The organism is Streptomyces cadmiisoli, from assembly GCF_003261055.1.
Classification (GTDB): Bacteria; Actinomycetota; Actinomycetes; order Streptomycetales; family Streptomycetaceae; genus Streptomyces; species Streptomyces cadmiisoli.
Genome location: NZ_CP030073.1, coordinates 852,539 through 877,422, shown reverse-complemented (window position 1 = coordinate 877,422; position 24,884 = coordinate 852,539). Strand labels below are relative to the sequence as shown.

6 protein-coding genes are annotated in these 24,884 nt (G+C 70.9%); 5 read left to right on the top strand and 1 reads right to left on the bottom strand.

Annotated features, from left to right (window positions below; genetic code table 11):
* Positions 1–106: 106 nt before the first annotated feature.
* From DN051_RS03575 to DN051_RS03555, 5 genes are all read left to right on the top strand, one after another.
* Entirely contained in the window at positions 107–967 is an 861-nt protein-coding gene (locus tag DN051_RS03575) for a cupin domain-containing protein (RefSeq protein ID WP_053763329.1), read from the top strand.
* Between the two features lie 107 nt (positions 968–1,074).
* On the top strand, positions 1,075–4,047 hold the full coding sequence (locus DN051_RS03570; RefSeq protein ID WP_234389074.1) for an AfsR/SARP family transcriptional regulator: 2,973 nt from the start codon (positions 1,075–1,077) through the stop codon (positions 4,045–4,047).
* 100 nt (positions 4,048–4,147) lie between these two features.
* Positions 4,148–4,687 (top strand): flavin reductase family protein, encoded by a 540-nt coding sequence (locus DN051_RS03565; RefSeq protein ID WP_112437951.1) that lies wholly within the window; start codon positions 4,148–4,150, stop codon positions 4,685–4,687.
* Positions 4,688–4,769: 82 nt separating this feature from the next.
* Positions 4,770–5,690 (top strand): NAD(P)-dependent oxidoreductase, encoded by a 921-nt coding sequence (locus tag DN051_RS03560; protein WP_162624829.1) that lies wholly within the window; start codon positions 4,770–4,772, stop codon positions 5,688–5,690.
* A gap of 346 nt (positions 5,691–6,036) precedes the next feature.
* Positions 6,037–7,248, top strand: a complete 1,212-nt coding sequence (locus DN051_RS03555; protein ID WP_112437949.1) for a serine hydrolase domain-containing protein — start codon at positions 6,037–6,039, stop codon at positions 7,246–7,248.
* Between the two features lie 106 nt (positions 7,249–7,354).
* On the opposite strand, the gene DN051_RS03550 is transcribed toward DN051_RS03555, so the two are convergent.
* Complete coding sequence (locus DN051_RS03550) at positions 7,355–24,757, bottom strand: WXG100-like domain-containing protein (RefSeq protein ID WP_246040903.1); 17,403 nt, start codon at positions 24,755–24,757, stop codon at positions 7,355–7,357.
* Positions 24,758–24,884: the final 127 nt, after the last annotated feature.

Sequence of the window (24,884 nt, the reverse complement as noted above, 5' to 3'; positions counted from 1 at the left end):
ACCGCCCGTCCTCAGCGTTCCCTCGGGCCGAGTCCCGAAGACGATCAGCAGACACCGGGCAAAGGATGCCGACGGGGCACCTTTGCGGGAGGACGGAGAGGCCGGCATGGCTTACTACATTTCACGCGCGTCGGAGCGGAAGTTCTCCGACGTCCCGGGCATACCGGGTCTTCAGCAGGCGCTGCTGGTCGGACACGAGCACGGAGCCGCTCACCTCGAAGTGAGCCTCTACCAGCTGGCTCCGGGAGCGACGACGGGCTGGACCCGCTGCCCGTTCGAGGAGTCGTGGGTCATCACCGGCGGAACCGGCGAGGCCGCCTATGCCGGAGTGCGCTACGAGCTCGGCTCCGGTGACTACGGTGTGGCACCCGTCGGCGTCGCCCACGCGCTGTCCGCCGGCGACGAGGGACTGACGTGGATCGGGGTGCGCGCACCGAAGCCGCCGACGTTCGACGGAGCCCGCAGCCGCATCTCCGCCAAAGCCTCCCCGGGTGAGAACCTGGGGCGCCCGTCCGAGACGGATCCCCGGCACCGCTTCGTCGGGCACTTCGACGACTCCGACATGGCGCCCTACGCGCAGCTGTCGATGCCCGGCTACCACGGCCCCAACATCAAGAACATCAGCGTCAGGATGATGGTGGACCAGCTCCTGGGGGCCCAGCATCACACCGTGTTCGTGTGCGAGATCGCGCCGAAGTCCGGTCCGGGCCGGGCCGCCAAGGTCCACTACCACCCGTTCGAGGAGATCTACTACTTCACCTCGGGTGGGATGCGGGGCACCCTGGACGGCAAGGACGAGGTCATCCAGACGGGGGACCTCGTGTGGGTGGGCACCGACGGCACGCACGGCTTCGTCAACGAGCGGGACGAACCCGCGCGTTGGGTCGAGGTCCAATCGCCGATTCCTCCCACGTCAGACGCATTCTTCTTCCCGGACGATTGGCGTAAGCTCCCGGAGGAGCACTGAGGATCACGGAGGCGCGACGATCGATGGGTGACTCCCCTCCCGATCGACCGAGCGACTCGACGGCGCCGGTTCGACAGCATCGGGCGATCATCAGACGGAAGCTGGCCATGCCGGAGCCGGCGAAGGACATCGTCGTACGCGACAGGCTCAGCCAACGGTTGCAGGCGTTGCTCGACCGTCACACCGTGGTGAATGTCTTCGCGACCGCCGGCGCCGGCAAGACCACGGCGGTGGCACTGGCCGTCCGCGACCTCGACAGGCCCGTGGCCTGGCTGTCACTCGACGGTACGGAGCAGGCGGCGGGCCGCCTGCTCGTGTACCTGGAGGCGGCAGTCGAGGGCGCCGTCCCAGGGGCGGCGGACGTGGCGTCCGATGCCCTGAGCAGCAGTCTCCACATCGGTGAGGCGGCCGGCCTGCTGGCCGAGAGCCTCCAGGGCAGCCGGCTCATCGTCGTGTGCGACAACGTGGAACGCATCGCGCCCGACGAGACCTGCATCGCGGTGCTGTCGTCCTTCGCCCGCTACCTGCCGCCCGGAGTGAACCTGGTACTGGTCTCACGCGTCGACGTCCGCCTCGACCCGGGCTCGACGAGTGAGCGCGACCGGGTGGGCGAGCTGGTCGAGGGCGATCTCTCCTTCGACGCGCAGGAAGCCGCCGCGGCCCTGCGGAACGTGGGGCGCGACGACGTGCACCCGGCTCAGGCGGTCGCGGCGACGGGCGGCTGGGTCACCGGTGTGCTGTTCGAGGGCTGGCGGCACGCCCGGTCCCACGAGCTGGACCCCGACTCGCTGCGCTCGTACGTCGCCGCGAACATCTTCAACTCGCTCTCGCTGGTCGAGCGCACCTTCCTCCTCCACACCAGTCTGATGGTGGAGGTGTCGGCCCAGGGCGCCCGAGCCCTGGGCCAGGAGAACGCGGCGCAGGTCATGGCAGGCCTGCGTGCCCGGCATCTGCCGGTGACGTGGTCCGCGGACGGCACCCGTATGACCCCGCACCCGGTGTTCCGCGACTTCCTGCTGGAGGCCCTGGAACGGGAGGACGCCAGGACGCTCGACGCGGTCCGTCGAAGGTACGCCGAGGTCCTGATCGCCAGCGGCGCGCACGAGGAAGCCGTGGACGAGTTGCTCCGGCTGGGCGACCTGGAGGCCGCCGGCCGGCTGGCCGCCGCGACCCTGCCCAGCCTTGTCGCGCGGATGGACTTCGCGCCGGCGGCACGCTGGCTCGATGCTCTGGGAGCACTGGCCAGGACCCCGACTCCGGAGATCGGATCGGTCATCCTGCGCGTCGCGTTCGCGCTCGAGCAGTGCGACCGCGGCGTGGAGCTCGTCGATCGCCATGGATACGACTGGCTTCCCGAGCCGGAGACCCCCGAATGCGAGGAAGCCCACGTCCTGGCCTGTTGGTGCCTCTGGCACCACGGGCGGATCCAGGAGGCGCGCTCCATCGCCCAGCAGCTGCCGCCCGGCCGGAACAGGAACATCGCGCAGACGCTGGTGGCGCTGGCCACCGGTGAGGAGCCGCCGCCCTTCCCCGAGTATTCGACCACTCCGTCCAGCCCGCTCGACGGGCTGCTGATGCGGCTGGCGTTCCTGCGTGGTCGCCTCGAAGGGCTCGACGATCCGGGGTCGTTCGATCCGTGGCGCACGATACTCGGCGGTCCCTGGGTCGTGGCCGCGCTGCGGGTCACGGGGCGGCTGGATGCCGCGATGTCGATGTTCGAGCCTCGCCGCGGCTCGTCGCAGCCGGTCTGGTTGCACGCCGTCGACGCCGTCGACCTCATGCTGGACCTGGGCCGCGGGGAGGAGGCCTGCGCGTCCATCCAGCGGGGGCGGGAACTCATCGCGTCGACGGGCTCGAAGGTCTACAAGAACATGAGCCTGCTCGTCGAAGCCAAGACGTGGTTGCGCCTCGAAGGTGACACCCGACGGGCCGACCGCGTGCTGGCGGAGGCGGTCGCCAACGGAGCCTCGGACTACACCCTGACACGGGAGTCGTGGCAGCTGTGGACGGGCCTGTCGCTGTTGTTCCAGAACCGGGACGCCGAGGGGTACCAGCACCTCACGGAATGCCTTCGGAGCATGCAGTCGGGAGACCGCCATCTCGATCTGCCGACGGCCGCCGTCTACCTCTCCGAGGCGCAGTGGCGTCTCGGCCTCGAGGACGAGTCCGACGCCACGGCCGACCTCGCGATGGTCTCCGCCACGACGCACGGCACACAGCACCTGTTGCTGACGGCCCTGTCGGACGTACCCTCGGTCGCGGCGAGGGCCGCGGACACCAAGTCCAGCCGCATGTCGCCCTGGCACGAAGTCCTCGCGGCCCTCTCGGGCCAGCATCCGATCCGGGTGAACGTCAGCACGCCCCGGCTCGTCCTGGAGGAGTTCGGTGAGCCGGTCCTCACCGTCGACGGAAACGTGTCCCAGCCCCGGCTGACGAAGAGTCTCGAACTCCTCAGCTACCTGCTCTGGACACCCCATCGCCGAGCGACCCGAGAGGACCTTCTCGGGGCGCTCTTCGGGGGCCGCAACGACGCGGCCGGCCGCAGCTATCTGCGGCAGGCGCTCTACCGGCTCCGGGAGGTGCTGCCCGAGGGACTGAGCCCGGCACAGGACGGGGACGTCTTTCAACTGGTCGGACCCGCGGTGGCCATGGGGTCGGCGCAACGGGCGGTCGACCTCATCGCGCAGGCCGGGAGACAGGACGGGGAGGTCCGTCTCCAGACGCTGTCACGCGCCCTCAGCAGTGCCGAGCGGGGTCCCTATCTGGCGACGATGTCGGGTGAGTGGGTGACCGAACGGCGCGTGGCCCTGGCCGAGACCTTCCTGTCGGCCCGTATCGACGCAGCCAAGCTCGCGTATCGCATGAACCGCTATCGCGAGGCGAAGGGACTGGTCGACATCGTGCTGCGCGAGGATCCGTATCGCGAGCAGGCCTGGCAGCTCGCCATCCGGCTGGCGCACGCCAGCGGCAGCGATGACGGGGTGCTCGCGCTCTACCAGCGGTACATCGCGCGGATGCGGGACCTCGGAGTGCCGCCGTCGGACGAGGTCCGCCGGCTGGTCATGCAGCTGCGCCGTTAGCACCGGCCGATTTCCCGTCGGTAAACACGTCGTCGGACACACTCGACCACCTGGTGACAGGAAATGCTCAGCCATCTCGTTACAGGCAACGGAGGGCATCATGAGTGCATCGAGCGCGTTGGAGATGCAGACCATCTTTCGCGGAGCAATGTCGCGGTTCACGACCGGCGTCACGATCATCACCACCAGGACTCCCGACGGACCCGCGGGGATGACGGCCAGCGCTGTCGCGTCCGTGTCGCTGGATCCGCTGATGCTGCTGGTGTGCGTCGGTAACACCCTGGCGACGCGGAACGCGATCTCCGACTCCGGAGTCTTCGCGGTCAGCGTCCTTTCCCAGGGCCAGGAGGGCCACGCGCTCCGGTTCGCGAGCCGGTGCGACGACAAGTTCGCCGGTCTGGGGCTGCGCACCGACCACGACCTTCCGGTGCTGGAGGACGCCGTCGCCCACTTCGCCTGCGATGTGACGGAAGAGTTCGCCGGGGGCGACCACACCATATTCGTCGGCCAGGTCGTCAGCTGCGGCTATTCCGTCGACGCGGACCCGCTCGTGTACTTCGGCGGGAAGTTCGGCAGCCTCTGCGATCTCAGTTCCCACGCACAGCTCGCGTACGACTGGCAGTTGGCGGCATCGCTGTAACGGAGCCCCGTCCCGGCACCCGGGCCGGTCGTCCGTGTCACTGCGCGCTGACGGTCCGGTCGCCATCAACAATCCCGTGCGCATGTCGCGCACCCTCACCCCCCAGGAGAAGAACGTGGACGTATCCGTGCTGGGTCTCGGTCAGATGGGATTCGCCATTGCCGAACGGCTCATCGGCGCGGGCCACAAGGTCAGCGTGTGGAATCGGTCGAAGGGCAGGGCCGACGGTCTGGTGGCCTCCGGCGCGTTCGAGCTGGACGCGCTGTCCGACGCGTGGGCCCGGTCCGACGTGTGTATCACGATGCTCGCCGACTCCCGCGCCCTGGCCGAGGTCGCGCTCGCACCGCACGGCGGGCTTGTGCACTCGGCGGACGGCCGGGGGAAGACCCTCATCGACATGAGCACCGTCTCGGCGGAGGTGTCCGGTCACGTGGCCGCCGCCGCGGCGGCCGGCGGCGTCGGTTACCTGCGCGCTCCGGTGAGCGGAAACCCGGGTGTGGTGCGGGCCGGCAATCTCACCATCGTCGCCTCGGGGGATCAGGACGTCTTCACGTCCAACGAGAGCCTCCTTCGCGACATCGGTCCCCATTTGTTCTACGTAGGTGAGGGCGACGAAGCCAGGATCATCAAGCTGGCGCTCAACCTCATGGTCGCCGGGACGGCCGAACTGCTGGCCGAGTGCGTCGCCCTGGCCGAGGCCCACGACGTACGGCGGGACAAGCTGCTGGAGGTCGTCGGAGCCTCGGCCGTCGCGTCGCCGCTGGTCAAGTACAAGATCGCTCCTCTTCTCGCGGACGACTACACCTCGACGTTCAGTTCGCGGCTGATGCGCAAGGACCTGGACATGGCCCTCGACGCGGCGTCGGCCGGTGGCGTCCCGCTTCCGGTCACCGGTGTCGTCCAGCAACTGCTTCAGGCGTGCATGTCGACCGGACTGGGCGAGCTGGACTTCATGGCTCTCCTCATCCGGCTTCAGCGGGAGGCGGGCCAGGCGTCCGTCTGACGGCATCGCTCGGTCACCGAGCGGTAATCCCCGTGCCCCGGGGCGCGTTTCGGCTCCGCATCCCGAATCATCCTGTATCGGGACGGAAGAGGTCACGTTCCCTGGATCGTTCAGAGACCCGGCCGGGTGGAACTCCACGCGATGTGGGTGCCATTTACAAGCAACACGGTGTCACAGTATTACGATGCATCAAGCGCCGCCTGGAGTCGGTGCCGCCGCAGCGCCCTTGCACGAGTGAACGCAGAGGCTCTGTACGACGGTCGCTCGGTTCCCTTCGCAGTGACGGTCGTTCGCGACGTCATCGGGCCGGGCGGCGCTGAACCGATCTCATACCAGAAAGAATCGGATGCGCATCAAGACCGTGAGCATCGTGCTCGCAGGCTCCGCCGCGTTGGCCACCTTGGCCGCTTCACCGGCCGGCGCAGCCACCTCTTCCCTTCCCAACCCTTCTGTCACCGCAGTCCTCGACGTGCAGAAGCAGGCTCTGGCACTCGGGGCGCCCGGCGCCCTGACCCGGATCGACTCCGGCAACTCCAGCTACCGCATCTCGACGGGACGCGCGGACACCGCCGCCGGCACCGGGATGGACGCCGACCGCCGGTTCCGGGTCGGCAGCGTCAGCAAGAGCTTCACCACCGTGGTGCTCATGCAGCTGGTCGCCGAGGGGCGTATCGACCTCGACGCCTCCGCGAACGACTACCTGCCGAAGGCGCTGCCGGACGACCGCATCACCGTGCGGCACCTGCTCAGTCACCGCAGTGGTCTGTGGGACTACACCAACGACATGTTCTACTACACCGTTCCGGGCTTCGAGTCCGTGCGGAACAAGGTGTTCACCTACCAGGAGCTGATCGACCTGTCGACAGCCCACAAGGTGAACAACGAGCCGGGAGCGGCCTACAGCTACTCCAACACCAACTTCGTGGTGCTGGGCCAGCTGATCGAGCACCTCACCGGCGTGCCGATGGCCACTCAGTACCAGCAGCGCATCTTCGAGCCGCTGAAGCTGAAGAACACCTCGTACGTGCACCCGAACATCACCATCTCGGGTTCCTACGCGCGTGGTTACCTGCGCCAGGACGACACCACGCTGCCGCTGGTGGACTCCACGGAGCAGACCGTGTCGTGGGCGCAGTCGGCCGGAGCGGTCATCTCCAACTCCGTCGACCTCAACCGCTTCTTCTCCGCCCTCGTCTCCGGCAAGCTCGTGCCGCAGACGCAGTTGCAGGAGATGATGAGCATGGTTCCGGTCAACTCGGACGGCACCCAGTCGTACGGGCTCGGCCTGCGCGGACGCAAGCTCTCCTGCGGCGTGACGGTGTATGGCCACACGGGCACCGTCCAGGGCTACTACACGTACGCATTCACCACCGCCGACGGCAAGCGCAGCATGACGTCCATGGCGAACACCTCCAACAACGGGACCGTGAACACGGTCCTCGCCGGCACGCTGGAAGCCTCGTTCTGCGGCAAGGGCGTGGCCAAGGCCGACAAGTTCGCGCCGTCCGGTGGCGAGGGCTTCACCGAGGACATAGCTCCTCAGGTGGTCCGCCCCTGATCGGCCACCCTGATGGGTGAGTGATCGTACTCCGGTCACTGGCCGATGTGCCCGCGCCCCCGCACACCGCACTCCTCCCGCGGTGGGCGGGGGCGCGTCTCTGTGTTCAGGCCGTCGGCACCGACTGGATGCTGTCGCCGCGGTTGTTGATCGCGATGTAGGTACCGATGCGCCGGAAATCGTTGATCACGCCGAACATGCTCTTGTTCGAGGGGAGCAGGGCCCGCAGCGCCGGGGCCGCCGACAGTTCGGCGTGGAGCAGGTCCTTGTAGGCGTTGTAGACCCTGGCCGTGTAGCCGGGCTCCGCCGCCGCGCTCATCCGGTGGTCGTTGGTGACCGCGATGGACGCGAGGTCCATGAGGTAGCAGTCGAACAGGTCGGTGACGTCTGCGAGTTTCGTGCTCCCCGCCCCGCTCCGCGCCTCGCGCGCGAGTACCTCGGCCATCTCCACGACGATCCGGCGGTAGATCTGGTGCCTCGTGGTGCTCGGGAAAGCAGCCATGATGTGGTCGGCCTGGCCGGCGCCTTCCGTGCTCATGGTGCGCGGTGTGCTGAGGTTCAGCAGGCCCGGCACCGGCAGCGGCATGTCCTCCAGCCCTCGCTCCTCGACGGTGATGTCCGTGTTCCGGGAGGCCAGAGGATGCAGACCGATCTCATGCGCGAGCATGCCCATCACGAAACCGATGTCGTACTTCTCGAAGTAGTAGCTGGCCAGGTTGATCTGCACACCGTCGGCGTCCAGATCGCGTACGTCGGCGGGGGTTTCCCTGGTACGGACATGGAGTGTGATGCGACACGGACGTCTACCGATGTAGTCGCGGATCGTCGGGTGTTCACCCAGCAACTCGATGATGCGGACTGCTTTGTCGCGGTAGGTCGTGTTGGTGTGGTTGAGGTTGGTGAATTCGAAGTTGCCGGATTTGAAGGGGGTGAGGGTCGGTTCCGGTGTGGTGGTGGGTGTGGTGTCGGGGTCCTGCCGCGTGCGGGCGGGGATCTCGGTGGTGGTGTTGTCGGTCGGTTGGGGGAGGGAGATGGGGTCGATCCAGAGGGATCGGCGGGTGACGGGTGTGGTGGTGGTGCGTGCTGTGTCCCAGGTCTGGCTGTGTTGTGGGGTGGGGGTGAGGTCGCCGATGAGGGTGGCGAGCAGGGCGAGGTGTCGTTCGCGGAGGCCGGCGGGGGTGAGGGTGGGGTCTTCGGGGTTGTCGTGGAGGGCGCCGAGGAGGCTGCCGGGGATGTGGGGGCGGTGGGGGGAGGTGGTGTCGCGGTATTCGTCGCGCAGGCCGAGTTGGTGGGTGAGTTCGTGGACCAGTTCGACGGGGTCCGCGTCGGTCCACCAGGTGTTCTGGTCCATCGCCCGGTCGCGGTCGGCGAGGTCCACGGTGAGGTGCGGGGAGTCGGAGAGCGCGACGTGTTCGACGGTGACGTGCAGACGGTCACCGTTCGGCAGCCGGTGTCCGGGGTCGTTGAGGTGTGCGAAGACGCCTGTTTCGAGTTTGTCGAAGGTCTGCGTGGCCTGTGCGTCCGTGCCGCGTATCGCGACACGGACGGTGAGGTCGGTGACCGGCTCACCGGCATAGGTGAACCGCCGGGCGTCGAAGCCCGACCGCACCACGAACCTGGGGCGGCGGTCGCGTGGACGCCGAGGCCGCGGCTCGCCGGGAGGCGGGGTGTGCGCCACCGAGGCGGTGTCGGGCTGGGGCAGCCGAGGCCGGGCTTCGCCGGTGCTGCCACTGGTCTGTTGTTGCGACGTCGGTCGCTGGATGCTGTCGCCCCGGTTCTTGAAGACCAGGCTGCTGCCGAGTCCGACGAAATTGCGGGTGACGTTGTACCAGCTCTTGTCCGACGGCAGCAGACTTCGCACCGGGCTGTTCTGCGCCAACCGGGCGGCGAACAGCTCCTTGTAGGCGTTGTACACCTTGGCGGTGTAGTTGGGCTCCCAGGCGGCGTCCTTGCGTCTGTCGTTGCTGACGGCGATCGTGGCCAGGTCCATCAGGTAGCAGTCGATCAGGTCGGTGACGTCTTGGGCCTTGGCGCCTTCTTCGTGGGACTGTGCGTCCTCGGCGAGGGTGTGGGCCATGTCCAGGACGATGTTGCGGTAGATGCGGTGCCTTGAGCTGCTGGTGTAGGCGGCCATGATGTGGTCGGCCTGACCGGCTCCCGTGGTGTTCATGAAGCGCGGGTCCTGAAGGTCGGACAGCCCCGGAACGGCCAGCGGCGTGTCCTGGAACATGGCCTCCTCGTCGAGGATCTCGGAGTTCCGGGTGGCGAGGGGGTGCAGGCCGATTTCGTGGGCCAGCATGCCCATGATGTAGCCGATGTCGTACTTCTCGAAGTAGTAGCTGGCCAGGTTGATCTGTACGCCGTCCTGGAGCAGGTCCGTGACGTCGGCCGGGGTCTCGGTCGTGCGGAGATGCAGGGTGATGCGGCAGGGGCGTGTGCCGATGTAGTCCCGGATGGTGTCGTGCCTGCGGAGCAGATCGATGATGCGGACGGCCTTGTCGCGGTACTTCTCGTTGGTGTGGTTGAGGTTGGTGAATTCGAAGTTGCCGGATTTGAAGGGGGTGAGGGTCGGTTCCGGTGTGGTGGTGGGTGTGGTGTCGGGGTTCTGCCGCGTGCGGGCGGGGATCTCGGTGGTGGTGTTGTCGGTCGGTTGGGGGAGGGAGATGGGGTCGATCCAGAGGGATCGGCGGGTGACGGGTGTGGTGGTGGTGCGTGCTGTGTCCCAGGTCTGGCTGTGTTGTGGGGTGGGGGTGAGGTCGCCGATGAGGGTGGCGAGCAGGGCGAGGTGTCGTTCGCGGAGGCCGGCGGGGGTGAGGGTGGGGTCTTCGGGGTTGTCGTGGAGGGCGCCGAGGAGGCTGCCGGGGATGTGGGGGCGGTGGGGGGAGGTGGTGTCGCGGTATTCGTCGCGCAGGCCGAGTTGGTGGGTGAGTTCGTGGACCAGTTCGACGGGGTCCGCGTCGGTCCACCAGGTGTTCTGGTCCATCGCCCGGTCGCGGTCGGCGAGGTCCACGGTGAGGTGCGGGGAGTCGGAGAGGGCGACGTGTTCGACGGTGACGTGCAGACGGTCGCCGTTCGGCAGCCGGTGTCCGGGGTCGTTGAGGAACTGCAGGACACCCGCGTCGAGTTGTTGGCGGACCCGGGCGGCGTCTCCCTCAGGGCCCCGTATCGCGATGCGTACCGTGAGGTCGGTGACCGGCTTTCCGTCGTAGATGAATCGCCGGGCGTCGAAGCCCGACCGCACCACGAACCGAGGCCGGGTGTCCCTCGGGCCCTTCAGGACCGGCTTGGGGGGCTCCGCGTCCTGGGGCTCGGGTGTCGCCGTCCCCGGGTCCGTCTCCGCCTCGGGGGACGGTTCGGCGGGAGCCGGCTGTGGCAGCCGCGGCCCCACCGCGCCCGTGGCGGACGCTGAGGAGTCGGCCATGTCGTCCGTGTCGAGTTCTTCCTCGCCGGATTCGTACTCCGAGGAGGAAGTGTCGGGATACTGCGCGTTCTCGTTCGGCGTCGTCTCACCTCGGAGCACTGCGTTTTCGTCGAGGTACGCGCCGATGCTCTCCGCGTTGTCGCTGATGTGGTCGCTCAGCGCGGGCCGCAGGCGCATCCACTGCGGCATGCGCCAGCCGGGGAAGAAGATTCCGTGGGTGCCGGACGCCTCGACCCGGTAGCCGAGTGTGCTTCCGAGGTGCTGGTTGACCGCTTGATAGGCGAGGTCGCAGGCGGCGCAGGCCATCTTGAACCCGCCCAGCTGGAGCGTCTGGGGGGCATTCGGGTCGCCGGGGTGGTTCTCCCAGTGCGCGACCCAGTGCCCGAGCAGGGTGAGCTCGCCGTGCTCGGAGCCGTACGGTGCGGCGGTGAGGTTCCCGTCCTGGCCGGCGACGTTGAGGATGCGCGGGTTGGCCAACGCCCGCTGGACGACTTCGAGTTCAGGGGAGTCGGGGTGGTAGAGCCGGTACCAGCCGGTGGCCAGGGCCCGCAGTTTCGTGTGGTCCCGCAGTTCACGCGCGACTCCGGGGCGGCGATTCGCCAGCCACCGCTCGTCGCTCTGCCATTGCCGCTGTTCCTGCGCCAAGCTGTGCCAGTCCTGATCGGCTGCCGTTTCGTCCAGCAGCAGGGCGTCCCACTGCTGCTGGAACCGGTCGTTCCAGACACCTGACTCGTACTGCTCATTCAGCCGGGTGTGCAGCTCGGCCTGTTCCTCGGACCGGTGTTCGAGTTCGCGCTGCCGCTCCGCCAGATGTGCCGACCACTGTCGGTGCGACTCCTCGTCGCGGGACCACTTCTCCAGTTCCTGCTGCCGTCGTGTGCCTCCCGGCTCCTGACCCGATACGAACCAGGCCAGTTCCTCGCGCACCAGGTCGGCCTCCGCCGGGGTGAGCGCCTTCGTGCCGGTGTTGCCGGCGATACCGAGGGAACCGTCCGGCAGCAGGCCCACGGCGATGTGCGGGGTCACCTGGGCGTCCGCGGCGCGGTCCGGTTTCCGCAGGGCTTCCTTCACCAGGCGGGCCACCCGGTCCAGCATCCGCAGCGTCACCTCGCGGTCCCGTTGCGAGGTGCCGGTCGGACGTGTCTGCGTGAAGGGGCCTCCGGTGCCCAGGCCGAGCGCCTCGCGCAACGCCTCGTAGTCATCGGGCTGGAGCCGGTTGTCCCGCTCCGCCTGGTCCAGGGCTTCGGGCAGGCCGATGCCGGCGTGCTCGGTGAAGGCGCCGTCGAACGCCGTGTCCGGGAAGCCGCCCAGCCTGGCGTTGCGTCGTCGGACCACGTCCAGCAGCGCGTCGGCCCGCGGCTCGAGCTCGCTCAACAGGCGGGCGAACTCGGCCGCGAACTCCTCCTCCGGGTCGGTCGGTACGTCCGCGTGATCACCCTCGGTGTCGGAGACCAGGTCCATCTCGACGTCCGAATCCGATCCGGTGTCCATCGTGGTGCCGGCCCCGGACAGCGTGCTCAGCTCGTACGCCTCCTCCTCGCCCGGGAGGCCCGGAAGAGCGCTGCCGGTCGGCGATGCCGGGGACGGGGACAGGGGAACGGCCACCGGGTTCTGCTGCGCCACGGTCGGAACCGGCAGAGCGGTGTCGACGGGGGCGTCGAGCAGGCTTTCCGTGGCCTGCTGCTCGTTGGTCTGGGGTGGCGGGGCCGGCTTCTGCTCCGCTGTGTCCTTCGTCTGCGGCGTCTTCGGCTCGGGTGCCGGGCGGCGGAGGATCAGCGGCACGAAGTCGCTGCCGCGGCGCCGGAGTCTGAGGTGAGGGCCGGTGTCCCCGGAGGGGCCCGGGTAGGTGTGGGCGGTGCCGTTCTCCTCGATCAGGGTGACGGTGACGCCGGTCGCGGCGGCTGCCCACTCGGCCACGGCGCGGTCGGCCTCAGGGCCCCACGGGGCTGCCGAGAGGTGGCGGCGCAGATGGATGTCACGGGCTTCGCGGCTCGGCGCGGGCGCGCCGGGGCGGCGCGGCAGGGGAGGGGGCGTGAAGAGTGAGTCGCGCTGGGCCGGGGCGCCGGGAAGGCCGTTGAGGCGCATCAGTTGTGTGGGTGACGTTCCGGCGCGAAGGCGGAGCCTTGATGCTGTACGGCTTTCCAGTCCGGGTTGTTCGGCGGCGTGCCGCAGGGCCGTGGAGAGCGCGCCGAAGAAGCCGTTGCCGCGGCCGGTGTGCGCGCCCTGGGTGTAGGTGGCGCCGTCGGGTGCGGTGAGGACGCCGTCCCCGGCGAGACGGTAGCGCGGGACGCCGCTGTCCGTCGGCGGGAACCACGGCGGGGCGGCGTGGCTGCGGCGGGCGGCGTGTCTCGTGGTCTCCTGGCGGGAGACGAGGGGCAGGGTGGCCGTGCCCGACGTTCCGGCGTCCGTACCGTCCGAACCCTCCCTGCCCTTCGAGCCGGTGTCGGAGGTGGTCGTCGGAGGCCGCAGCGGGGTGGCGACGGGGGGCGGCGTGCCCGGCGGCAGGGCGGCGTGGAAGAAGCCGTCGGCGGCGAACAGGACCGGGTCGGCGGCCCGATCGACGGTGGCGGGGTCGCCCCCGTGCGGCAGAAAGATCTGTTCGTGGCCCTGTCCGGTCACCACGGTGAGCGGGGTACCGAGGACCCGAGCGGCGAGTGCGGGCAGCAGGTCGGCGCCGCCGTGGTCGCCCGCGCGGCGCTCGGGCGGGGCGGGGCTGCTCGGGTCCGCCGCGGTACCGTCCTGGCGCGGCTCGCTCGCGAAGGGGCGGGCCAGGGCGATGCCGGCCAGCGCCACCCGCTGCGCCGGGGACGGCCAGAAGGTCTGCGGCAGTCGGCCGAAGGCCTCGAACTCGGCCTGCTGCTCGGGAGTCAACTCGACCCCAGCGCGGACCAGTTCTTCCTTGGTGAAGGTGTCCGCGGCGTCCAGGGCGAGGGCGTCGAGGAGGTCCTCGTTGCGGTCGTGGAGCAGCGCACGGGCGAGGCTCCCGCGGACCGCGTCGATGGCCTCGGCGGTGACTTTCTCGTTGCCGGGGGCCGTGGTGAACCGGGCCGCCAGGTCGGGCTCCATCAGGTGGGTGAGGCCGGGGCGGTGCTGGGCGACGGCGAGCAGCGCGTGGAAGAAGGACGCGCCGTCGTGCGGCATGTCGTGCACCTCGCGCACCGTGGTGTCGTCCGGGGAGCTGAGGGTGCGCGGGGTCGAGCCGGTGGCGCTGGTGATCCGGTAGGGCTGGGGCGCCTCGGAGCGCCAGGTCGGCTCGGTGTACTCCTGCGGCGGGTCCCCCAGCGGGTCGGAGGGCCTGCCCCGGGAGTGGGCGGTGAGGCGGGTGGCGGCCAGGTGCAGCCGGTGATGGTCCGCTGCGGCGGCGTCGGTGTGCCGCTCCCAGCGGCGTACCTCCTCACGGGCGGCCTGCCAGGCGGCAACGGCCGAAGACCGGGCCGTGTCCTGCGGCAGGACGGTGGCCAGGTCGGGCCGGTCGTCGCCGAGCGCCGCCTGTTCTTCCGCGCTGAGGTTGAGCCAGGTCTCGCGGGCGCGCGCCCGGGCGTCGTAGTAGCGCTTCTCGGCCGTGGCGAGATCGGCCGCGGCCTTCGCCATGGCGTCCCAGGCCGTGCGGACCTCGGTCGGGAACGTGGTGTCGTCCAGGAGGCCGTAGTCGCGGGCGATGTCCTCGCGCAGCCACACCAGGGCGGTGGTCTCGGCCTGAGCGGCACGCGGTCCGCGCTTGGCCTTGCCGAGCGCGCGCAGCGGGCGGCCGTCGGTGATCCGGTGGTTCACCTCCGCCACCGCCAGCCAGCTCACCGGCAGCGCGAAGAGCATGCTGCGGTCGGTCACGACCTTGAGGTGGGTGCCGAGCGTGGTGTCCACGGTGGCCTTGAGGGCGGTGGTGTCGTTCGCGCCGCCGATCGGGACCGTGGCACCGGGGTTGATCACGCCGGCTTTGCTGGTCCCCGCCAGCGGCGAGGTGCCCACCGCGGCCTCGACGTTGTCGGTGATGCCGATGTCCAGCGCGTCGGAGGTCTTCGCCCGCTGCATCGCCTCCATACGCGGTTTGCTCTCGACGGCGAGCAGTCGGGCGCCGCTCCGGTGCATCCTCGCGTAGAGGCGTGAGTCAGCGGTGTGGGACTGGCCGAAGAGGCGAGCGGACGACTGGGTGGGCAGTGGTGAGCCGTTCGCGCCGAGCGCTTCGCGGAAGCCTGCGGTCAGGCCGCCTTGCGAGGTCGCCTCCGACTGGGCCTGGGCGGGGGCGGTGCCGAGGCCGGTGAGCGGAGTGCGGCGGGCCTTGCGCACCTGTGCGGCGAGTTCTTCGGTGTGCCGCTTGCCGAGGTCGCCGTCGCCCAGGCCGTCGGCGCGGGCGGTGGCGAGGGTCAGGGCGTCCTGCACGCCGGCCGCTCCGCGGATGTCCACGGCGAGGATGCCGGATCCGATCCGGTCGTCGAAGGTCAGGACGTCCGGGTCGGGGCTGCCGTCGTCGGCGGCGGAGGTACGCCAGGCCGCGATGCCCTCCGGCCGGGCCTGCGCGGCGGTCAACAGTGCGACACCGGGGGCCGGTTGAGGCATTTTCTGCTCGGTGAGCGCGCCGTCGGCCCCCTTGCCCTTCGGTGTGAGCAGACTCGCCGGGAGGATCTCGTTGAGGGTGCCGACGTCGGAGACGACTTGGGGAAAGAGCGGTTCGCCGGTCGCGTCCGTCACGGTGACGGTCAGCCGGTAACTGGTGACGATCTCGGCGTGCACCTGGGTGGTGGCGATCACCGGCATCGAGATCCTGCCCGTGGTCTCGGTGCGGACGTTCGACCGTTGCTTGGCCGCGGTGCCCTGGAGAGAGGGATTGGCGGCGAGGGCACCGTCCGACATTCGCTGTCCGGTACCGAGTGTCACGTCGCCACCGCGGTCCTGGGTGGCGACGATCGCGTCGTCACGGGACGTGTTGCGGTAGTCCTCCAGCTCGAAGCCGGTGCGCAGCCGTTCCACGGTGGTGGTGACCGGGGTCAGCCTGAACCGGACCTGACCGGTGCTGCCGCCGACCGGCACGTGGTGCGGGCTGTACCAGGTGCGGTGGCGGATCGGGAGGGACATCCCGTCCGTGGTCAGTTCATGGAGGTGGGCACGGAGGAAGTCCGGTGAGAGCCGCTGAAGGATCTGCTCCCGGTCGTGCGACGGGACACCGTGGGCTTCCAGATGCGCACGGAGCTTCTGCGCCGTGTCGCTCGCGTCGAGTTGGCCGCTGGGATGGCTGGGGAACCGCCGGTCACGCAGGAAGTCGGGGACCTGGTAGCCGTCGCCGAGGTTGCGCGGGGTTTCGGTGCCCAGGCCGTCGGGGGCGAGCCCCGCTCCGATGGCGTCCTGCATCGGCAGGTGGAACATCACCGCGTCACGGATGCGGTGGAGCGCGGCAGCGGCACGGCGGGGGGCGAGGCCGCGGCCGAGACGCTCGGAGAGCCGTCCGGCGGCGGAGCTGATCCCGGTACCGGCGCGGGTGCCCATGGCGCCCATCGCGGCCGTCCATCGGTCCCGCACCGCGATGGTCTCGGCGACGTCAGCGACCACGAGGTACATGCGCCCGGCGAAGGTGAGGGTGGTGTTACGGCCCCGGGTGAGGGTCTGCGAGATGCTGCGGCCGGTGCCCCAGGCGTACTGGAGGGCGGCCGAGTAGGAGCCGGACACCGCCTGTCGGCCCGGGGCCTGCTGAAGCGGCATGTCGGCGCCCTGGAGGCCGAGGGTGGTGCGGGAGGTGGTGCTCGCGCTGCCGAGAACGCGGTGCTCGTTGCCGAGCGTCGCCTCCAGGCTGGCCGGCTTCGGGTCGCTCATGACACGCAGGTTGCGCAGCTCGCCACGGACCGCGGCCTTCAGATAGTGGGTCTGGAAGGGGCCGGCACCGATGAGTCCGGTGATGCGGGAGCCGAACGGACCCAGGTACTGGCCGAGTTGCCCGGCCACACCGAGGTTCGCCATCGTCCGGCGCAGCGCGGTGCGAATCGGTGCGCCGGGGGCGCTGACGTGCCAGGAGGTGCCCGAGGCACGGTCGGCGGTGTCCTGCATGAGCTGCTGGCGCTGTCGGCCGCCTTCGGTGCTGAGCACCGCGTGCGGGGCGCTCAGCAGCCTCTTGGTGAGCTGTCCGTCGTCGGAGTCCGCGGTGGGCGATGGGCGGGTGTCGTCCGGGGCCGAGTCGGTGTTCGACGAGGGCGAGGTGCTGTCCGGGGCCGAGTCGGTGCTCGATGAAGGGCGGGTGCCGTCCAGGAGCTGGTCCGCTTCTTCGGCGGGGAGCACCTCCGGCTCGGGCTCGGGTGTCGGGCCGCCGGGCGGGGGGTCCGCCGGCGCGTGGCGGTCGGAGCCGTGCGCCGCGGGCACGGCCAGTTCCACCCGGCCCACCGTCTCGCTGCCCCCGCGAAACAGCGGGCGTTCCTCGACCTTGCTGACGAAGAGGCCCGCGCCGAGCACACCGACGGACACGAGCCGGGTCCAGCCGCGTGGCCGGCGGTGACCCTCGAACGTGGCGCCCAGTTCCACCTGGTAGCTGTAGAGGTCCGCGTTGTTCTGGTACGTCAGGTGGTCGTGCACGACCGCGACCGTGTTCCGGGTGGCCTTCTGGTTCGTCCTGGCGTAGCGGGCGCCGACGGCCACGTTGCCGGTCTGGCGCGGCCCGCCGGCCCCGGGCACAGTGTCGTGGTCACGTGGCGAAATGCCCAGCTCCACACCGCCGGAGAGGGTGCTGGACGCCTGCTGTCCCTGGCCGGAGAGCTCGGTGCCGATGACCGCGTTGCGCAGCGAGCGTTCGCTCATGGTGGTCTCGAACCGTCGGTCGGTGAGGCGCGCCCGCAGGATCAGGGTGTGGTGACCGCGGCGTACCTTGCCGTCCTCGGTGAGCGTGACCGGCACACCGGTGGTGGTGAGGTCGTCCAGGCTCTGCGCCAGCGTGGTCCGGTTCAGCGCTTCGCGCACCTGGCGGTCGTTGTGCAGCGCGGTCCGGATCCGCCCGTCGCCGTACCAGAACTTGGCCAGCCGCGGGTGCCGCAGCATCAGCGGCGGTACGAACAGCGACGGGTACGAACGGTGCAGGGTTTCCAGTACCGCGTCGGCGAAGGCCCGCATGGGGTCCTGGGGGGCGGGCTGCCCGTCCTGGCCCTGCTGTGCCGGTGGTTGGACCTGGGCCGCGGGCTGCTGTGCCGGTGGTTGCGCCTGGGCCGCGGGCTGCTGCTGGGCTTGGTTCCGCGGCAGGGGGCGGAAGCCCTCCGCACGGACCTGACCGCTCAGATGCACCGGGTCCTCACGCGTGAGGTACCAGGGAACCGGCGGTTCGGCGTCCGGATTCGGACCCGTCCGGCCGGGCGTGCGGCTGTCCCAGCCCGCGAGCTCGCGGGCGTCCTGGGTGGACATCCAGTCCAGGGTGACCACCCGGATCGGGCGGGCCGCGGACGCCGGTTCACCCGCCCGGCGCACCATCAGAGTGCGCTCCACCCGGTAGAGCGCGACCGGATGGTTGCGTACCCGGCCGGTGGTCTTGCGGGCCGCGTCGGTGCCGAGGTAGTGGCCCCGCCCGGAGCTCAGGTCCGCGCGCACCAGCGGCCCGCCCTGGAGGCGAACGTCGGTATCCGGGCCGACCAGGGTGTGGTTCGGGCCGGAGGTGACCTGGATGCCGAAGTTGGTGTCGCGGACGTGTCCGCGCTGGTTCTGGTACGTGGTCTGGGTGAGTTCGCGCAGTTCCGCCTTGACCGACTCGTTGACCAGGGTGCCCCGGTGCGCCACCGACCGCTCCACGATCAGGTGCCCCAGCGGATGCCGGCCGCTGCCCCGGGTCAGCTCGGGTCCGCTCACGGGCCCGGACAACCGGCCGAACAGAGCGAGCAGGCGCCCCGGGCGCACGTAGGAGACCAGGGTGCGGTGCGCCGAACTGCCGGGCCGCGCCTCAGAGACGGCGAGCGCCACGTCCTCGGGTGCGTCGGTCAGGTGGAGTCCGGTGATGTCGGTGACACGCGGTTCCACTCCGTCCGGGAACGTGAGTGTCTGCGGCGCTCGCCGGGGCCCCGTGAAGGACACCGTGAAGTCGTCCGGCAGCCGCCAGCTCAGCCCGTCCCGCACGGCGAACTCCGAGGTGTGCACCGTGCCGCGCAGCCAGCGGGGGCCAGGTGTGGGCGAGCCGGCCGGGTCGGCCGCGTCCGCCCGGTCGGCATTGTCCTGGCCGGTGGTCTTCGGCGCCTCGGTGACCCGCTCCACCCGCACCCGGTAGAAGACGTCGTCCAGGTGCAGGTGCGAACCCTCCACCGCCCGGTACTCGCTCTGGTGGAACGCCTGGGTACCCAGGGTGTAGTCCGTCCGGCGGGTCCAGCCGAGTGAGACACCGATCTTCAGCAGCCAGCTGAGGGGAGGTCCCATGCTCAGCGCGGCGGCGATCCGGCGCCCGTGGCCGACGCTGCGTCCGCCGCCCGTACCCGCCTGGCCGCGCCGCATGGTGTCCAGCCGGACGGTGCCGCCGTGCACGTCGGAGAAGCGCTCCCAGCGGTGGTACGGAATGGCCTCGACCGTCATTTCGTGGCCGACCCCGGACTTCTCCCGGCCCACCAGGCGCGCACCGCGCGGGGCGGTGAACGCGGCGGGCTGGTCGGTGAGCAGGCGCAGCAGTTCCGCCTCGTCGAACTGGGCACGGAGTTTCTGCGGCAGCCGGCCGAGGATCTCCCGCGCCACTTGCTCGGGCGAGCGCAGGGTGAGGACGCCGGGGCCGGTGAGGAGCCCGGTGGGTGTGCTGTGCGGAGCCCCGTCCACGCGCCCGCCCGGTGTGCCGTCGCCGGGATCGGCGTCCGGGTTGATCAGGACGACGGGCAGCCGGCTGCCGTCCTGGAAGGTGACGCCGTTCGGTGCCGGGCCCGGGGGCGGGGCCTCCTCGCCGGTGAGCAGCCGCGCCGGGCGGTGCCGGTCGAGCTGGGTCTCCAGCGGTACCGACGCCCCGGAGTGGTCGGATCCGTCCTGGCCCTGGGACACGGTCGCCGCAGGGGCGGGGACGGCCGACGCGGGGATCAGGGCGTCGTAGTGGTCGGTTCCGTTGTACGCCAGATGCAGGGTGCCGCCCTGGCCACCGGGGTTCAGCGTCGTGACGAGGAAGCCGTCCGGTGCGTGCGGGTCGGGCCGGACGAGCCGAAGATCGAGGTGGAGGGCGTGTGCCAGGGCCTCCGGGAGCAGGTCGGCGATGGGGGAGGACCACAGCTCGGAGCGTTCGGCGGCCGCGGCGAGCAGCAGGCCCCCGCCGAGTCGTCGCGCGTCGGCGGGCGTGGGTGCCACCACGGCGAGCTCCGAGTACTGACTGTTCCGGAGGATCTGCCGCCACCGCTCGGCGTCCCCGTCGGTGACGACGGCCTGAGCGACGCTGTTCCACTCGTCGGTGATCCGGCGCTGCTCGTGCGGGTCCCGCTCTCCGGCGAGGGCCTGCATCCGCAGGTCGTCCACCACGGTGAACACCGGGTCCGGGATCAGATCGTTCACCACGGTGCGCAGGTCTTCAGCGGTGATCCGGTCGCGCAGCAGCGCGCGCAGCCCGGCGACGTCTTCGCCGACCCACGCGGGCTGTTCGGCGCTTCTCTGTCCGCCCGCTGCGTCGAGCAGCGCTCGGAAGAGGCAGTTCCCGCCGCCCGGGGTGGTCAGCTGGTTGAAGGCCAGGCCGTCCGCCCGCACGATGACAGCCGGGCCGGCCGGGTTCGGGGCCTTGCTGAACACCGTCAGTTCCTCCGCGATGCTCTCCGGGCGGCTCGGCGGGGGCGCCAGGTCGGGCCTGCGGCGGGCGAGTTCGGCGGCGTCCTCGGGGCTCAAGGCGAGCTCGGACAGGGGCAGCGGGGTGCTGGAGAGCGACCAGGTGATCTGCGCGGACGGTGCGTAGGAGAGGCCGTGCACGTCCTCCGGTGAGACCAGGGTGGTCGGCGGCAGGGTGGGCGGGGGCGGCGGCAGCAGGGCGTCGAGGGTGGTGCCGGGCCCGGCGGTGGTACGCAACCCGGCCGCGGCGCGCAGGAATTCCGTGTACTGCTCGGCGGTGGGGTCGGTCGTCGGTTCGGCTGTCGGATCGGACGTGGTGATGCCCGTGGCGGCGCGCCGGTCGACCACCATGCGCCGGAGCAGGTCCGGGGTCATCCGGCCGTCGCCGTAGCGGGCGGCGGTGTCCGCGCCGAGCCAGCGCAGACCGTCCACATAGGCGAGCCCGGCGAGCAGCTCCCGGTTCTCCGGCCGTTGCTCGGCGTCGGGGCCGAGCGTCTCGCGCAGCGTGCGGATCTGCTGGAGCGTACGGGCCCGGGTGAACGGGTCGGCCGGCTCCGGGCCGGCGTGCAGGCCGGCGTCGCGCGCCAGGTCGTCCAGTGCGGTGCCGCTGGGCTCCGGGGTGAACAGCCGCCACCGTCCCGGCCCGTCCGCGCCCTCGGTGAGCACCGCACGGACATGGCCGTCCCGGTCGCGGGCCGTGCCCACCTCGGTGGTCGGCGCGTACACGGGGCGCCCGGTCCGGTTCGCGACGTGCTGTGCCACCGGCAGCCCCGCCACCTCCGGCTGCCGTCCGGTCTCGCAGGAGAACAGCACCAGCGGCCGGTCCTGGTCGCTGTCCCGTGTCCAGGACTTGAGCACCTCGCCGAGCTGCACACCGCTGACCTTCACGGTGGGGTACGCCGCGTCGTCCGTGCCGAGGGTGACGGTGCGGGAGGTGCCGTGCCCCGCGAAGTAGTCGGCGCCTTGCTCGGTGCCCGAACCGGGAAGCGCGGTCGGCGGACCGGTGAAAACGGTACGCGGGGCGCGCGGGACCGTGGCGGTCTGCGGGTCCTGGGGCGTGGACGTGGTGCGCACGCCGCGGAAGGTGTCCTGGCCGAGCAGCGCGCGGCGCCCCGCGCTGTGCGCCGTACCGTCCTCGGCCGGGCTCTGCGAGATGGTCAGCGTCCGGACGGCACGCCCCGGTGGGGGTTTCACAGCGGCATCCGGCATCCAGCGCCGTAGCTGTGCGAGGGGCACCGTGTGTCCGTCCAGGGTGGTGACCACCGGCTCGCCTACGGGCCGCGCCGGGCCGTTGCCGTCGGCGGTGTCCGCGGGCCGTACGACGATCCGCACCGGTGGTGAGGGCGCTGCGGGGGGTGTGGCCGGGGCGTGGTCGGTGGTGGCCGGGGGCGGGGTGCCGCCGTTCCCGGTTCCGCGCCGGCCGCCGGGGCCGGGCACACGTGTGTCGCCTCCGCCGCCGGTGCCCGACTCCAGGTACAGGTCGGTGGCGGGATCGGTCCACGGGCGGGACAGGGCGGCGAGCTTGGCCGCGGCGGGCACGGTGGTGGCCGCGGGACCGGGGTCGACTCCGTTGCCGGGTGCGGGAGGTGCCGGCTCCGCGCTCGGCTCCGCCGGCGCTTCCTCGAGCGACTTCGGAAGGGGCGCCCGGGTGGTCACGACGGGGTCGACGTCGGCCTTCGCGGCGCTCTGGGTGGCGGGGCGGGGAGCGGGGGCGGGGGCCCGGCCCAGGGCGTCGGCGAGCGGCAGCAGCACGTCCGCGCCGGGGAACGAGGCGTTCGCGGGGTCCGCGGCGACCGTGGTGCTCGTGGCGTCCGCGGTGTCCGTGGTGTCCGTGGTGGGCGTCGGGGCCGCGGTGGCCGCCGGGCCGGACAGCGTACGGACCCGGACCGGGGCGCCCGGCCCCTCACGGGTCAGCTCGACGGCGGCGCGTACCGGGCGCCCCGCTCCGTCCGGTGTGACCGCCGGCCCGAGCACCACGGCCCGGTCGGTCCCGGCCCCGTCCAGCAGCTCGTCCGCCTCCGGTGACCCCTCTCCCGGTGGCGGGCCGGCCGAGACGACGATCGTCAGCGGTGGCGCCTGGGTGGGCAGGGGGTTCCCGGCGGGGTTGGGTCCGGCCTTCACGTCCCGCACGCTGCCGCTGCCGCGCATGTCGCCCGTATCGAGCGCGCCGTCGGTGTCGCCCGCCGCACCGCCGTCGGTGTACGAGCCGATGGTGCTCACCTTCGGCGGATCGGCGGTGCTGTCGTCGGCCGTTGTCGGGACATCGCCTCCCGGCTCCGAAGTGACCGTGGTTCCGGCCGAGTTCGCCGATTCCGGGGACGACATGGTCTCCGGGGTCGCGCCCGTCTCCGAGAGCGCGATGGTCTCCGGAGACACGGCGGTCTCCGAGGTGGTGCCGGTCCGTGCCCCGGTGTCGGTGTCCGCCTCGGCGCGGGCGTTGCCCTGCGGCGATGCGGTGGAGGGAGTCGGCGTGGCGCCGGCGGTGGGGATGCCGCCCGGCCGGGCGGCGGTGCTCGTGCCGGGCGTGGCGGAGGAATTCGGACCGGCTGCCGGGGAGGGGCTGGGACGGCCTGTGGCCGACGGGTCGGGGCCGGAGGACGTGACAGGACTGCCGGCCGCCTGCCCCGGCGCCGTGGTCGTAAGGTCGTCCGTTTCGGCCTGGCCGGTGGTGATCGGGGTGTCCACCGTGATCGGGGTTCCGAAACCGTCGAGGGCGCGGCGTACCTCGTCGGCGTCGATCTGGGCGGCGGGGCTGTTCCCGGCGGGCACCACTCTGATCTCGGGCTGCTGCGAGAGATTGCCGTGCAGGCTGTCGCGGACGCCGATCTCGGTGCTGCCCGGCTGGTCGCCGCGCAGCGCGGCGAGCTCGCGCAGTGCCTGCTCGCGGACCTCGGCGGATCCGTTGTGGACCTCCTGCCACAGTTCGATCTCGGCCGCACTCATGGGAAGTGTGCCGGGGGAGTACGGCGGCGGGTTGCCCGCGGCGTAGGGCGGGGGCGAATTGAGTACGGAGCCTTCTCCGGCCGCGCTGTCCGTGCGCGGGGTGCCGTCCGTGCGGTCGGAGTCGTCGCCTCCCTCCGCGCGTGAGGAGCCGCCGGAGTCCCGCGTGTCGGAGTCCCCGGTGTCGCCGGAGACGGTGGCCGGCTGGTTGCGCAGCTTGTCGATCGCGTGCCGCAGTTCGGCACCGCTGTTCAGGGCGGTGTCGGTGAGGGTGGCCTCGACCTGGCTGCTGATGCCCGCCCCGACGAACGTGGACCAGCTGGTGGACCAGTCGCCGTCGAAGGCGCCCTTGATCAGGATCTCCGCGAGCGCCTCGCCGGAGCCGGCCGCGAGGAAGTCCGCCGTGCCCTTGAGTCCGTAGTGTCCGGCCAGCGCGCCAGGGCGGTCGGCGTTGTTGCGCAGGAGCTGGTTGTTCCGCCACAGGTTGGGGTTGTTCCGGAAGGAGAGCGGATTGTTCCGGAACGTGAGAGGTGTGTTGTCGGGGTGAGGGCTGGGGGAGGGCCGGTTGCTCGGCGGGTTGTCGCGCTGGGGGTTGGGGGTGGGATCGGGGTTCGGCTTGGGGTTCGGGGTGTTGTTCCGGAATTCGAGGCCCGGGGTGTTCCGCCAGCCGGGGTTGTTCTTGAACTCGAGGTCCGGGCCGTTCTTCAGGTAGTTGTTGTCGTAGCTCTTGACGATGCGCTTCGCGAAGTCGTCGAAGATGCTGGTGAAGAAACCCGCCGCGGCGCCGAACGCCGCGGACTTGAGGATGTCGTTCCAGTCGAAGCCGTCGGGGCGGCGGCCCTCCGGAGCGAAGTTCATCATCGCCAGACGCACCGCGAAGGTGGTGAACGCCTCGGCGAACGCCTCGGTGAGCGAGGGCGCCAGGTGCAGTCGCTGGAGCAGATGGCTGAGCGTGGTGAGGATGAGGAACCGGCTGCGCAGCTTGGCCATCATGATCTGGCCGGCCGTGGCACCGCCGGTGAAGAACGACAGCGCCAGATAGATGGCGATCTCGATGAGCAGCCGGATGACCTCGGCGATGACCTGCCACTTGGACTCCATGATGTCCATGGAGGTCTTGCGCCGGCCCTCGGCGATCTTGTCGAGCTGTTCGGCGAACTCGCGGAGGAAGTTCTTGCCTCCGTCGTCGATGAGCATGCCCATCGCCTTGGCGTACGCCTTGGACAGATCGTCGGGCATGGAATCGGCGATGTCGTGGACCGACTTGTCGATCAGAGAGGAGAGCCGGTCGATCTTGCGGCCCAGGCCGGAGTAGGCGAGACGGCTGTCGAAGGCGAGGTCCTCGTCGGCGTCGATGAGTCTTTCCCCGGTGAGGATGAAGATCATCGCGTTGACCTCGGGCGATGCCTTGATGCTCATCGGGGGCCGCTCCGGGGGCCGCGCAGGCAGGACGGGGCGGCCGCTCCCGGCCTGGTACCGGAGCGGCCCGCGGTGCCGGGCGAGGCGGCCGTGCCCGCCCGAGCCGACGTCGGGCGGCCCACGGTGC

Coding starts and splice junctions, on each gene's coding strand:
- DN051_RS03560 (WP_162624829.1), top strand. CDS start 4,770: ATGTCGCGCACCCTCACCCCCCAGGAGAAGAACGTGGACGTATCCGTG.
- DN051_RS03555 (WP_112437949.1), top strand. CDS start 6,037: ATGCGCATCAAGACCGTGAGCATCGTGCTCGCAGGCTCCGCCGCGTTG.
- DN051_RS03565 (WP_112437951.1), top strand. CDS start 4,148: ATGAGTGCATCGAGCGCGTTGGAGATGCAGACCATCTTTCGCGGAGCA.
- DN051_RS03570 (WP_234389074.1), top strand. CDS start 1,075: ATGCCGGAGCCGGCGAAGGACATCGTCGTACGCGACAGGCTCAGCCAA.
- DN051_RS03575 (WP_053763329.1), top strand. CDS start 107: ATGGCTTACTACATTTCACGCGCGTCGGAGCGGAAGTTCTCCGACGTC.
- DN051_RS03550 (WP_246040903.1), bottom strand. CDS start 24,757: ATGAGCATCAAGGCATCGCCCGAGGTCAACGCGATGATCTTCATCCTC.